The sequence below is a fragment of the [Clostridium] aerotolerans DSM 5434 genome, assembly GCF_000687555.1.
GTDB classification, from domain to species: Bacteria; Bacillota; Clostridia; order Lachnospirales; family Lachnospiraceae; genus Lacrimispora; species Lacrimispora aerotolerans.
Window position 1 is genome coordinate 114,069 of sequence record NZ_JHWJ01000007.1, and the last position, 13,096, is coordinate 127,164.

11 protein-coding genes are annotated in these 13,096 nt (G+C 43.9%); all 11 read right to left on the reverse strand.

Going from position 1 to position 13,096, the window contains the following annotated elements; translation table 11 throughout:
* Positions 1-13: 13 nt before the first annotated feature.
* The gene (locus tag T546_RS23410; protein WP_051629780.1) at positions 14-1,405 is read right to left on the reverse strand and encodes an efflux RND transporter periplasmic adaptor subunit; all 1,392 of its coding nucleotides are present in this window, start codon (positions 1,403-1,405) and stop codon (positions 14-16) included.
* 173 nt (positions 1,406-1,578) lie between these two features.
* Positions 1,579-3,585 (reverse strand): methyl-accepting chemotaxis protein, encoded by a 2,007-nt coding sequence (locus T546_RS24630; RefSeq protein ID WP_051629782.1) that lies wholly within the window; start codon positions 3,583-3,585, stop codon positions 1,579-1,581.
* A gap of 179 nt (positions 3,586-3,764) precedes the next feature.
* Positions 3,765-4,298, reverse strand: a complete 534-nt coding sequence (locus tag T546_RS0111560; protein ID WP_242842227.1) for a CDP-alcohol phosphatidyltransferase family protein — start codon at positions 4,296-4,298, stop codon at positions 3,765-3,767.
* Positions 4,299-4,401: 103 nt separating this feature from the next.
* Entirely contained in the window at positions 4,402-6,093 is a 1,692-nt protein-coding gene (locus T546_RS23420; RefSeq protein WP_084326355.1) for a sulfate adenylyltransferase subunit 1, read from the reverse strand.
* Positions 6,094-6,996: a sulfate adenylyltransferase subunit CysD gene (gene cysD / locus T546_RS0111570; RefSeq protein ID WP_026891756.1), complete on the reverse strand. Its 903-nt coding sequence runs from the start codon at positions 6,994-6,996 to the stop codon at positions 6,094-6,096.
* An 11-nt stretch (positions 6,997-7,007) separates the two neighbouring features.
* Positions 7,008-7,319, reverse strand: coding sequence for a 4Fe-4S dicluster domain-containing protein (locus T546_RS0111575; protein WP_026891757.1), 312 nt, complete (start codon positions 7,317-7,319; stop codon positions 7,008-7,010).
* Complete coding sequence (locus T546_RS0111580) at positions 7,303-8,988, reverse strand: adenylyl-sulfate reductase subunit alpha (RefSeq protein ID WP_156951326.1); 1,686 nt, start codon at positions 8,986-8,988, stop codon at positions 7,303-7,305. The genes T546_RS0111575 and T546_RS0111580 overlap by 17 nt, the downstream gene beginning before the upstream one ends.
* A 30-nt stretch (positions 8,989-9,018) precedes the next feature.
* Entirely contained in the window at positions 9,019-10,083 is a 1,065-nt protein-coding gene (locus tag T546_RS0111585) for an ABC transporter ATP-binding protein (RefSeq protein ID WP_026891759.1), read from the reverse strand.
* 20 nt (positions 10,084-10,103) lie between these two features.
* Positions 10,104-10,961: a sulfate ABC transporter permease gene (locus tag T546_RS0111590; protein ID WP_026891760.1), complete on the reverse strand. Its 858-nt coding sequence runs from the start codon at positions 10,959-10,961 to the stop codon at positions 10,104-10,106.
* A 10-nt stretch (positions 10,962-10,971) separates the two neighbouring features.
* The gene (cysT, locus tag T546_RS0111595) at positions 10,972-11,814 is read right to left on the reverse strand and encodes a sulfate ABC transporter permease subunit CysT (protein ID WP_026891761.1); all 843 of its coding nucleotides are present in this window, start codon (positions 11,812-11,814) and stop codon (positions 10,972-10,974) included.
* Between the two features lie 21 nt (positions 11,815-11,835).
* Positions 11,836-12,861, reverse strand: a complete 1,026-nt coding sequence (locus T546_RS0111600) for a sulfate ABC transporter substrate-binding protein (RefSeq protein WP_026891762.1) — start codon at positions 12,859-12,861, stop codon at positions 11,836-11,838.
* Positions 12,862-13,096 lie beyond the last annotated feature (235 nt).

The following is a 13,096-nucleotide window of genomic DNA, read 5'->3' on the forward strand; positions in this document are numbered from 1 at the left end:
GCTGCCTCCCCCTTTACTGACCGGACGGAGCCACTACCACCGTCGTACCATCCTCTAAGAGTTCGGTTGGAGCATCAATTACCTGCATCCCTTCCTTAAGGGCACCTTCTTCTTCCGGAATGATCTCAGTCTGGATATCACTTTCCACTCCGTTCTTAACAGGTATCATCTTTACAACATTATTCTCTACGGTTGCAATTGCCATGGTTCCGTCCGGCTTCTGAATCACAGAAGCAAATGGAACAGTCCATACATTTTCCGCTTTATTCAGTTCTATCTTTGCCTTAGCGGTGATTCCGGCGATCAGGCGGCTGTTCTGGTCGATGATTCGGATTGTGGTAGGAATCACTCGTTCTGTGGAACCATTTCCTTTTTCTTCTCCGGTTGGGGAGATAGAGCTTACTTCCCCTTTTACTGATTCAGTGCCTAAGATATCAGCGGTGATTTCTACCGGCTGTCCTATGGACACCTTACCAATGGAATACTCGCTGACATTGATCTTCATCTCCAGAACATCCAGATTGTTGATGATAAACATTGGTTTATCGTCGTCTGTTTTATCCGCGAACCGGCCTACCTTACAATTGACACGGACCACGGTTCCTGCAATGGGACTGGTGACCTTTGTATTGTTTAAGGCTTCCTTTTTCTGCTCCACCTCAAAGGCTGCTTTTTCTATTTGAAGTGTGTAAGATTCGTTGGCTATGGGCTTGCCGTTTTTTAAGGTGAATGTACTTAGCTGGCGTTTGGCGTCATTCATGGTATTAGAGGCTGTTTCCATCTCTACCTGGGACGCGCTTCCTGCCTGATACAGAGTCAGAGTTCTGTCATAATTGAGTTTAGCGGTATCATAATCCTGCTTTGCCTTCGCATAGCCATTTTCCGCCTCTGTCTGCTGATCCTGATATGTACTGACAGCCAGATCATACGCATTCTGCGCGATATCCATCTCTTTTTTGGCATCCTTATCATCGAGAACCGCCAGTACCTGGCCTTTCTCAACCTTTTCCCCTTCCTTTACCGGAAGCTCCAGAATCTCAGCATGAAGATTAGACACAACTTCTACGCTGTCTGTTCCCTGAACAGGACCACTAATGGATAATTCCTCTACTACTTCCCCTTTTTCCAGGGGAAACGTGTGAACGATCGTTGCCTGCTTTTTTCCGCCAAAGATAGAAAACAGGAGGAACAGACCCAAAAATGCACCTGCTCCGATGGTGATGATTTTTCGTTTCTTACTCCATTTTTTTCTTACCTTTTTCTTTTTGTGGTTTCCCTCGCTGTCTTCCTTCAACAGGTTCTCCAGCTCATTTTCAAATACTTCATCTGGCATTGGCTCCTTTAAGGATTCCATTTCCAGAGTATCGTCTTTATTTTCTTTGCCTTTTCGCTTAAAAACGTTCATTCTTTCTTCCCTCCTGCTTTATTCCATTTCCTTTGTTTCATTATAGCGGTTTAAGAGAGGTTTTTTAAGTATAAATTTCTTATAATTTTCTAAATTTTTATACTTTTCATGGATTAACAAAAAAAACCGCTTTGATTCCCTGGTTTATGGGACATCAAAACAGTCTTTTTTTCTTATATTTTAAATTTGTTTGCAAGTTCCTTCAAAAGTCCTGCCTGAGCAGAAAGCTCTTCACTGGCTGCTGAACTTTCCTGGGCTGTGGCAGAATTTGACTGAACCACTGAATTTACCTGCTCTAATCCCATAAGGGCCTGGCTTAAGGACTCCGCTTGTTCCGAGGAAGCCTGGGATACCTCCTTAATTCTGTCTACGGTATCGCTGACTCCCAGAAGCACTTCTCCCAGAATACGGCTTGTCTCTTCGGCTATTTTTGTGCCATGATCCACAGATAGTATGGAGCTGTCAATTAATTGTGCCGTATTTTTAGCTGCCTGGGCTGATTTATTTGCCAGATTCCGCACTTCATCTGCAACCACTGCAAAGCCTTTTCCTGCCTCTCCTGCCCTCGCTGCCTCTACCGCAGCATTCAGAGCAAGAATGTTCGTCTGAAAAGCAATGTCCTCAATAGTCTTTATAATTTTACTAATTTCAGACGACTTTTCATTGATATCTTCAATGGCAGTCAGAAGCATATTCATATGTACGCTGCTTTCATCTGCGGCTTCCCCTGCTGCAATGGCCCTCGCCTCTGCCTGAGTAGAATTTTCAGCCGTCTTTGTAATATTTATAGAAATCTTTTCCATGGTCACGGACAATTCATCCATAACACCTGCCTGCTCCATGGTCCCCTGAGCCAGGGCCTGGGAGCCGTTTGCCACCTCACCGGAGCCACTGGATACCTGCTGGGATACTAAAGCAATCTCTCCAATGGTGGATCTTAGTACATCTGAGGTTCTCATAAGAGAATCCTTTACCGCTGAAAATTCTCCCTCATAGCTATGAGCCAGATTTAATGTAAAATTTCCTCTGCCAAATTCATCAAGGGTATGGGATATCTCGTCAATGTATGCGATGTACGTTACCAGGCGTTTTGTCAGATTCTTTAACGACTCTGCAAGCTGCCCCACCTCGTCTTTGCTGCTTACGGATATTTCCACGGAAAGATTGCCCGCTGCAAGCTGGTCCGTAACTTTAGTCAGATTCTTTAAAGGCCTGGCTACGCTTCTTGCCACAATATACATGGTAACTATCAGAACGATACCAATAAGAAGAAAGAGGACTGCCATGCTTACGCCTGCCGCGGAAGCAACCCGGGTAAAATCAGCCTGGTCCACAGTTATGATCGCTTTCCAGTCCGCACTGTCGATCATTCGTGTAATGCCACAGGCCACGTTCCCCTTATTATGATATGTAATGACACGCTTTCCCGGATTTTCATAGTCTGCCATCATTTCCGCAGGGAGTCCTATTTCTTTGATATTTTTTAAGACCTCATTCTCATCAGGGCTTACCAGTATGATTCCAGACGTACTGATGAGGCGTACTTCGCCGCTTTCATGGGAAAGCTTATAGCTTTGTATCTGCTTGGTTAAGTTTGTAAGCTTTACGTCAAGAGCTGCAACTCCTAAAATTTTATTTCCAGAAGCATCATAAACAGGTGCGGAAAAGGTGATTACCTGTTCTCCGGTATCCAGATCCACATATGGCTCCGTAATTATGTATCCTTTTTTCAGCTGGTCATCTGTTTTAAATACATAATCCCTATCATCTAAACGGAAGTCCGGATCTGCTACCCAGTCTCCTCCGTCAAAGGCGATATTGGTATCTGCATCTGCATAATATGCGGATAAGATCTCATCGTCTGACTCCATCGTCTTCTTCAGCATGCCATAGGTGGACGGCCAGTACTGAGAGCTTTTTAAATCTTCTCTGGAACTGGTGGTCATAAGAAGATTCATACCGCTGTAATCTTTTGCCATCTGCTGGGCTACGGAAATATACCTTTTAAAATAGCTGTCTGCCTCTACCGTCATCTTGTCTGCTGAAAGCGCTGCTATGCTGCTTTCCGACGAAATGACTGTCTTTCTGGTAAAGGATATCATTAAAATACCCGTACATATCATGAAGAAGATAACAACCCCTCCAATGATGAAAAGGATTCTTGTTTCAATTTTTTTCATACGACTTTCCTCTCTGCGTTCATGGCCTAAATCAATGTCTAGTATTATGTCATCTAAAAAAGGAAAAGTCAACTTGGTTATAGACAATTTTTTCCATTAAGATACAATTTATGACAATTCGTTGGACTTGTCCTAATTTTCTTAAAAGTTTGATTTATTTTCAAAAGTTCTTACCGGGGTCAAAGGTGAAAAATAGAGATGATATCCTGATTTAATTTTTTTGATTTGATTTGTATGAGAAATTCCTCTACAGCAGAAATGGTTGCTGCCACGCAAAGAAAGACCGCTGCCCTTTCCACTCCCAGGAACATAAATAACAGAGGGAAGCAAAATAGCAGAAATCCTGTCGCCTTATTTCCATAGGTGTGAAGAAACACAAAGGTCCTGTATTTAAGAAAAGAAACAATACCAGAGGCAAACCGGATTCCTCCGATTGCTCCTATCCACAGCATAACGGTTAAAGTTAGATCAAGGTACGGAAACAGCATATAAAGTACGATAAGGATCATGATAAAATCACCCAGGCTGTCAAGGGCAGCGCCAAACCTACTGGCAGCCCCAAATCTTCTGGCAAAATATCCGTCAAGCATATCACTCAGTCCGCACATAAGATAAATCGCAAAAAACCCGGATGAGAGAGGCCGGGTCAAAAGAAGGAGGAGGGATAACAGGATTCTCATTGCAGATAAGATATTCGGAATATATTTCATCATTGTCTCCTCTTTGCCTCCTGCTGTCAGGAGGAATCTATACTTCCCTTTCTATTATACATTCAGATAATAGAAATAGGAAGTAAAGTTTCTCTCTGACTGGCACTTAAATCATCCAGTAATTATCGTTACATACCACACTTCTATAGGTCTCAAATCTGGACCATCTGTTTACAAATGCTACTTTGTTATCCTTTTCCAGTAATTTGTACTCCTTAAAGAAACGGTCCACATCTTTTTCTGAAGTCACTAAAAGGGCAAAACCTCTTTCATCCAGTACAGGAAGGCCGGAGTATTCATATTCCGTCAGGCTTATGATGTCCTTTATGAAAGCACCGCGGATGAGAATTGCTGCCGACCGCTCAACATCAATAATATCAAAGTACTCCGGATAGTGAAAGCTGTCACCCTTTATTGGCACGGCATCCCCCACATGATAGGTCGTATCGGCGGAATTAGGCTTAGAAAGGAATGCATGCTCCAGATTAAAGTAAAATTCTTCAAATATATAGCCCTCTGCCCAGATAGAATCCTTTTCAAAATATGGTTTTTTCCTTTGGCCTTCCACATGCTCAACCACTCCGCAGGCAGATGTCATGTGGCTTAAACGGTCAATGAGAATCAGCTCACCAAGAGTCTTATGGTTCTTAAATAAATCTGCCACGATATTCTCAGAACATTCGATTTCACAAAACAGGATTTCATTTTTTACTCCCCGGTCCGTTTTTATATGTTCACCGGTGTTGACATCAACCTTATATTCAATTTTTTTAATGATGGCAGGAAGCCGCTTCGTTCCCAGCTTAATGAGATAATTCTTGGCTGCACTTAAAGGCTCATCATCCATCCAAAGCAGGGAAGCCTTTATATTCTTTCCAATGGGAAGGGACTCATTGTCCGTAAGAACGCAGCCTCTGCTCACATCCACCTCCCGGTCCAGCTGAATGGTAACCGCCTGCCCGTAAGATGCCTCCGATACCTCTTTATCTCCAACTAAAATCCGCTCCACTCTGGCACTTTCGCTGCCAGGCAGTGAGTAAAGCTTTTGACCGGTTTTTACCTTTCCCGACTCGATCTGTCCCTGAAATCCTCTGAATTCATGGTTGGGGCGGCATACTCTTTGCACCGGCAGATAGAAATCATCAAGATTTTCGCTCTCAGTAATATCCACGGTTTCTAAATGCTCCATCAGCGTCTCATCCTGATACCAGTCCATACGGTCTGATCTTTTTGTTACATTATCCCCTTCCGTTGCACTGACAGGTATGATCTTGATGTTTTTCAGGGATAGTTCCTCTGAAAGAGTAAGAATTTCCTTCTTTATCTCGTTGAATCTCTCTTCCTTGTAATCAGCTAAATCCATCTTATTGACCGCAAAGACAAAATGGTGAATTCCCATCAAGGCGCAAATCCGTGAATGGCGCCTCGTCTGTACCAGGACGCCTTGTTTGGCATCCACTAAAATCACTGCCAGATTGGCAAAGGAAGCTCCTACCGCCATATTTCTTGTATACTCCTCATGGCCTGGGGTATCGGCAACGATAAAGCTCCTGCGCTCCGTCGTAAAGTAACGGTAAGCCACATCAATGGTAATTCCCTGTTCCCTTTCAGCCATAAGGCCATCTAATAAGAGGGAATAATCGATTTCTCCGCCTCTGGAACCAACCTTACTGTCAAGAAGCAGTGCCTTTTCCTGGTCTGCATAAAGCAGCTTGGAATCATATAAAATATGCCCGATCAGTGTTGATTTCCCATCATCTACACTGCCGCATGTAATAAATTTAAGCAATCCACTCATTTAGAAATACCCTTCTCTCTTCCTTTTTTCCATACTCGCCCCGCCACCGTCTTTGTCGATGACACGGCTGGTTCTTTCTGATTCCACGGAGCTTAATGTCTCTTCTATGATTTCATCTAAGGTAGAGGCTTGAGACAAGACGCCACCGGATAGGGGATAACAGCCCAGTGTCCGGAAACGGACCGGCTTTAACTGAGGAATCTCCCCCGGCTCTAACCGCATACGGTCATCATCCACCATGATAAGGTTTCCATCCCGTTCCACCACAGGCCTCTCAGCGGCAAAATAAAGGGGAACGATTGGAATCTCTTCCTGTTTTATGTACTGCCAGATGTCCGTTTCCGTCCAGTTGGATATAGGGAATACCCGAATGCTCTCTCCCTTGTTTATTTCCGTATTATAGAGCTTCCACATCTCCGGCCTTTGATTTTTAGGGTCCCAGGCGTGAGAGGCATTCCGAAAGGAGAAGATTCTCTCTTTGGCACGGCTTTTTTCCTCATCCCGTCTTCCGCCTCCAAAGGCGGCAGTGAATCCATATTTATTTAACGCCTGTTTAAGAGCCTGAGTTTTCATAATATCCGTATAGGAGGAACCATGATCAAAGGGATTGATGCCATTATTTACCCCCTCCTCGTTGATGTATTCAAGCATTTCAATTCCAAGCTCTTTGGCTGTCTTATCCCTGAATTCTATCATTTCCTTAAACTTCCAGGTGGTATTTACATGCAGAAAGGGAAAGGGGGGCTTTTCGGGATAAAATGCTTTCATGGCAAGCCGAAGCATGACCGAGCTGTCCTTACCTATGGAATAAAGCATAACCGGCTTCTCACATTCTGCCGCAACCTCCCTGATGATATAGATGGCCTCTGCTTCCAGCTCATCCAGATGTGATAATCTGCTCATTTTCATCTCTCCTAATATTTATTTGAATCCTTGCTGTTTACTTGGATTTCAGTTATAGTTCCGTCCTTTTTCCTGATGATCCAGTGAAGGATATCTCCCTCTATGGATACATTCATGGTGCTTCCGTTTCCTCCGATATCTGCTCCCAGATAAAAATCAATGGCTGAAAACCTGCATTCCTTTACACAGGAGACACAGCCCCAGCAATCTTTGGGGTATCTCATATGAGCCTTGTGATCTTTTTCAACAATCAGGCTTCCAGGGCAGACATCAATGCATTTCATACAGCCCACGCATTTGTCTTGATCAATCCTTATGCTCATACTCAGCCTCCTTTACAATATCTCTGTAAATCATCTGTAGATTTCCTTCTGTCAGTCTGGAGTTAACATACTTTTCATAAGCTTTGTCTGTTTCCATATGATCCAGATTTTCATTAAAGGAATGCCATCTCGTTTCTTTTCTGTGAAGCAGATGGGCAATGACCGACTTGCAGACAATGAGACGTTCTCTTAATTCATAAATCTCCATCAGCTCCCGCATGTCGCAGGCGGTTAAATCCTCCCAAAGTCCTAATATCTGATTGATTTTTTCCTCTGCAAGGCTTAAGTTTGATTCATTGAACTGGTAATAGGTGGAAATGCCTCCTGCATACTCATCCATTGCCTTTTGCATGGCTTCCTCCAGCTCCTGAACGGTAAATAATCCAGGCTTATCTTTAAGCTTCCCTTCATATTCTTCTATCTTAGAAGCAGCAAAGGCCAAATCCCCGGACAATTCTTTTTCCTCTTGTATCTTTTCAATGATATCAAGAGCTGCAATCTCACCTTCTGCAAGAGCCCCGGTCACATATTTTTGAGGACAGCCACCGGAAACGTCTCCGGCTGCATAGAGGCCCCTGATTGTTGTCTCCCGCTTTGTATTCACCCAGTAGCCGCTGGCTGTATGGCCTCCCACGATATAAGGCTCTGTTCCTGAAATCTCTACATCCTGTTCGCTGGGATTTTTGCCGCTCTCCAGCCACTTTAAGGTCTGACTGGGCGCCATATTAAGGTACGCCTTTAACAGCTCCTCGTCCTTATCGGTATCCATTCCGCTGGTCTTAAGATAGCAGGGACCTCTGCCCTCTAAATTCTCCCTGATGGTACCGTATACCCGTTCGCTTGTGGTGATTCCATACTTAGCCTCATAAACTTCCCCGGAGGAATTGATCTGCCTTGCACCAGCCCCCTGGGCAATGGTCCCTGTAGGCGCTATGGTGTCCTTACACCGTAAGGCAATAAAGCGCATCTCAAAGGAAGTCATCTCTGCCCCGGATAAAATTCCCATGGCGTATCCCGCTCCTGTATTAAAGGGGGGATACCACATTTTGTGGCGGGAGAATCCAGGGTTATTGGGCCGGTAGAGACCAGCAGCCCCTCCCGTTGCCATTAATACCTTACGGGCGCGGATTTCATAAACAGTTTCATCAAGGATATGAAAGCCAATTGCTCCCTTTACTTCATTCTCTTCCACAATTAGGTCTGTCACATTGACCCGGTTCAGCACGGTGACATTGGAAGCTTCCTTAACCGCCTTTGCCAGAAGAGGCTTAAAATTCTCTCCGTTGATTTTAATATTCCGGTTACCTCTTGCCGCATAATTGCCTTCTTCATCCTTTAAGATGACAAGACCAAGCTCTTCCATGGCAGCTGTCACGGAATTGAAGCGCTCTGCCGCAGTCAGAAGCAAATCCTTTCGTACAATGCCCTTGGCATCCTCTGTGGCATAATTTACGTAATCCTCCGGTGTTCTGCCCTTTACAATATAGGCATTGATGGCATTGACCCCTGCCGCAAGACACCCGCTTCGTTTTATATTTGCCTTTTCCGCAATGACTACGGAAAGGTTTGAATGTTGACTGATTGTAACTGCCCCATAGCACCCGGCAGTTCCTCCGCCTATAATTAATACATCCGTATGAATCACTTTATGGTCCAGCTTCTTACTCATGTTATCTCCCATCTTTACCTGATCGGGAACTTAAAAGGTGACCATTTCCTTTCCGATCAGTTCTTTATTTTCCAGTAAATAAGACTTTTCATCGTCATAGGCATACATTCGGTATACGATGACGTGCATCCGCTCTCCAATGGTTACAGGTCTTCGTTCCAGGGAACGATGAGTGGTCAGCAAAATATCCCCCACTCTCAGCTTGACCTCAAGGCAATTTCCCCGAAAGGAAATATCTTCAATAGTCCCTTCCTCTGAATGATTGATGATATCCTTAAATTTCGTGTTGTCACTTTTAAAGCTCTCTACAAATTCAGGCCTGATGATCGCCCCTTTATAACTTCCCTTTTCAAAGCCCTTCAGCTGATGATACCCATCTATTTTAGAGGATTCACCGATAAATTCCGCCACAAATGGAGTTTCAGGATTTTTATATATATCAAGGGGAGAACCTGACTGTTCAATCCGGCCTTTGTTGGTGATGATGATTTCATCCGCCGCCTCGACTGCCTCATCCTGATCATGGGTAACAAAGATACTGGTGATGCCCACTTTATGTATCATGTCTCGAAGCCAGATTCTAAGCTCTCCTCTGATTTTGGCATCGATGGCTGCAAATGGCTCATCAAGGAGAAGAAGGCTGGGGTTTGGTGCAAGGGCTCTTGCGAAAGCCACACGCTGTCTCTGGCCTCCTGAAAGCTGATTGGGATATCTTTTTTCCAGTCCCTGAAGCCCCGTAAGCTCCATAAGCTCTGAAATTCGTTCCTTTATTTCTTTCTTTGGCAGCTTTTTAATCTCCAGGCCAAAAGCCAGATTTTCATAAACCGTCATATAGCGGAATAAGGCATAGTTCTGAAAAACAAAGCCGATTCCTCTCTCCGCCGGAGAAATGTCATTGACTCTTCTCCCATCAATGATGATATCTCCGGAATCAGGGGTCTCCAGTCCTGCGATCATGCGCAGTATGGTGGTCTTTCCGCTTCCGCTCGGCCCTAAAAGTGCAGCCAGCCTTCCCTTTTGAATCCCGATGTTAATATCCTCAGATGCCTTGTAGCTTCCATAGGTTTTATGTATATGTTTCAGTTCAACGTACATCTCTTCCTCCCTTCCTGTTCTCAAACACTTTTTTCCTTTTTCCCTGACTGATATTCCAAAATGTTTCTCACTGCGATTACAGTTATCGCCATGATAACAAGCAGGGAAGAAACTGCAAACGCCGCCGTAATGGAATCACTGGAACCAGACAGGTATAAAGCATCTATTTCAAGAGGCAGGGTAAAGGTCTTTCCTCTTGCCTTTGAAAGAGCATTGACCGCACCAAACTCTCCAAGTGCTCTAGCTGTACATAAAATCACGCCATAGACCAAAGCCCATTTAATATGGGGAAATGTGATCTTTCGGAAGATATAAAAACCGCTGGCTCCCATAAGGGCGGCCGCTTCCTCCTCATCCGTTCCCTGTGCATGAAGGACTGGTATGATTTCTCTGGATACAAAGGGGAAGGTAACAAATATGGTGGCAAGAATGACTCCCGGCAGAGCAAAGACGATCTTGATATCCGTCCCCAGCCATTGGTTCAGCTGTGTGATAGGGGAATTGGCCCATCCAAGACGACCGAAGGTCATTAAGAACGCCAGACCTGCGATTACAGGAGAAATGGAGAACGGGATATCAATGAGAGCCGCCAGTATCTGCTTTCCTTTAAAGGAAAATTTAGTGATCACCCAGGCGGCTCCTATGCCAAAGAAGGTATTCACCGTAACGGCAATCACGGCTGCCAAAAGAGTGACTTTAAGAGCCGATCTGGTGAACTCTGCCTGCAAGGAACGTACATAGAACGGAATCCCAAGACTGAAAGAATTGACAATAACAGAAACTAAGGGCAATACCAGCATAACTGCCATAAAAAGAACACTGATTCCAATCAAAAGCCATTTGACCCCCTGACTCTCTCTTCTCTTATCCTTTTTCATTCTATACCTCCTAAATGAAATTCGTACGCCTTGACTGGCAAATCTGAATCATATTGATGACAAGCAAAATGAGGAAGGAAATAATAAGCATAATCAGCGCAATTGCAGTGGCACCCGCATAGTCCACATAATTAAGCTTCTGCATAATTACATATGAAATCACCTGGGTCTTTTCTCTGGCGCTGTTTCCAGAGATATAAATAACGCTTCCATACTCTCCCATACCTCTTGCAAATGCCAGGCCAAAACCGGTCCAAAGCGCAGGACGAAGTTCCGGCAATATTACCTTTAGAAACGTTTTTACCTTTCCCGCTCCCAGTATGTAAGCCGCTTCCTCATATTGAGGATCCAGCTTTTCAAGCACCGGCTGAATGGCACGGACGACAAAAGGCAGGCCAATAAATACAAGGGCAATCAAAAGTCCAGCCTTTGTATAGGAAATCTTGAATCCCAGCTGGGCAAGGGGCTTTCCAAGGATTCCTGTATCCGAGTACAGCTTGGAAAGGGTAATGCCTGCCACTGCAGTTGGAAGGGCAAAGGGCAATTCGATAAGACCATCCATGATTCGCTTCCCTGGAAAGTCATACCTTACCAGAACCCAGGCCAGGATGACTCCAAAAAAGCAATTCACTACTGCAGCAACAAAGGAACAAAGGATACTTGTTTGAAATGAATTTATTACATTTTCTTTGGTGATCAACGTTATAAATTCATGAGGGGTAAGCTTTAAGGAAAAGACCATCACCGATAAAAGGGGCAATAATATAAGGAAAGAAAGCATGAACAGCGTAATCCCCATGGTCAGACCAAATCCGGGGATCACCCGGTCTTTCTTTATGTACTTTTTCACCATATTAAACTCCTGTCAGAATTTCTAATTTTCATAGATTTCATCGAAAATACCGCCATCAGCAAAAAATTTCTCATATGCCGCATCCCAGCCTCCAAAATCATCAATGGTACATAGTTTCATGTTCAAATCGAATTTACTGGAAAATTCCTTTAACACCGACTGATTGGATGGTCTGTAGCCATACTCACCAATGATTTTCTGGGCTTCATCGGTATAAAGATAATCCAGATATTCTTTGGCTGCTTCCTGGGTATTATTTTTATCCGCATTTTCGTCTACAATGGCTACACTGGGCTGAGCTAAGATGCTCATACTTGGTGATACGATTTCAAATTTATCTGGATATTCTTCTGTTGCCATGATCGCTTCATTTTCCCAGGCAATCAGCACATCTCCCTGGCCGTTTTCCACAAAAGTGGTAGTGGCACCTCTTGCTCCCGGGTCCATAACAGTGACATTGGAATAAAGCTTAGACATAAAATTCTTCATCTGAGTTTCATCGCCGTTAAACTGTTTGCCGGCATAATACCAGGCACCCAGAAAGTTCCAGCATGCCCCTCCACTGCTTTTGGGATCGGGAGTGATAACAGATACTCCTTCCCGGATGAGATCATCCCAATCCTTAATTCCTTTTTCATTTCCCTTTCTTACCAGGAAAACAATGGTTGAAGTATAGGGAGCAGAATTATCCTTAAACTCCTTGATCCAGTCTGGCTCAATCAACCCCGCTTTTTCAATCAGGGTAATATCATGGGCCAAAGCCAGGGTCACCACATCGGCTCCGGCTCCCTCAATGACGGATCTGGCCTGACTGCCTGAACCTCCATGGGATTGTATTACCTCGATCTCCTTACCTGTTTTGTTTTTATAATAGGCCTCAAATTTTTCATTATAGGCCATATAAAATTCTCTGGTGGGGTCGTAGGAAGCGTTGGTGATGGTTAGTTTGCCATCGGTTGCTGTGGTCGTTGTCTTTGCGCACCCTGACAGGATAAGAGCCGTGCCAAAGAGCAGGAATGTAAGCCTTAAGTTTTTTGTCTTTTTCATAATCCCTCCTTATGCATATAAAGATGTAGTTTTTTTAATCAGCTTCATGCATCAACCAGAATGGTTATTATTGGCTCATAGAAATGATATACGATTGCCCCCAACATATATACATATTGTTTATATATGTTTATAGGGTATAAAAATATGCCTATTAAGGCATTATTCATTTACTATATTCATTATTCATGATTGTTATGTATTTCTATAAGCAATTATAGAATCTGATTGTTAC

Coding starts and splice junctions, on each gene's coding strand:
- T546_RS23410 (WP_051629780.1), bottom strand. CDS start 1,405: ATGAACGTTTTTAAGCGAAAAGGCAAAGAAAATAAAGACGATACTCTG.
- T546_RS24630 (WP_051629782.1), bottom strand. CDS start 3,585: ATGAAAAAAATTGAAACAAGAATCCTTTTCATCATTGGAGGGGTTGTT.
- T546_RS0111560 (WP_242842227.1), bottom strand. CDS start 4,298: ATGATGAAATATATTCCGAATATCTTATCTGCAATGAGAATCCTGTTA.
- T546_RS23420 (WP_084326355.1), bottom strand. CDS start 6,093: ATGAGTGGATTGCTTAAATTTATTACATGCGGCAGTGTAGATGATGGG.
- cysD (WP_026891756.1), bottom strand. CDS start 6,996: ATGAGCAGATTATCACATCTGGATGAGCTGGAAGCAGAGGCCATCTAT.
- T546_RS0111575 (WP_026891757.1), bottom strand. CDS start 7,319: ATGAGCATAAGGATTGATCAAGACAAATGCGTGGGCTGTATGAAATGC.
- T546_RS0111580 (WP_156951326.1), bottom strand. CDS start 8,988: ATGAGTAAGAAGCTGGACCATAAAGTGATTCATACGGATGTATTAATT.
- T546_RS0111585 (WP_026891759.1), bottom strand. CDS start 10,083: ATGTACGTTGAACTGAAACATATACATAAAACCTATGGAAGCTACAAG.
- T546_RS0111590 (WP_026891760.1), bottom strand. CDS start 10,961: ATGAAAAAGGATAAGAGAAGAGAGAGTCAGGGGGTCAAATGGCTTTTG.
- cysT (WP_026891761.1), bottom strand. CDS start 11,814: ATGGTGAAAAAGTACATAAAGAAAGACCGGGTGATCCCCGGATTTGGT.
- T546_RS0111600 (WP_026891762.1), bottom strand. CDS start 12,861: ATGAAAAAGACAAAAAACTTAAGGCTTACATTCCTGCTCTTTGGCACG.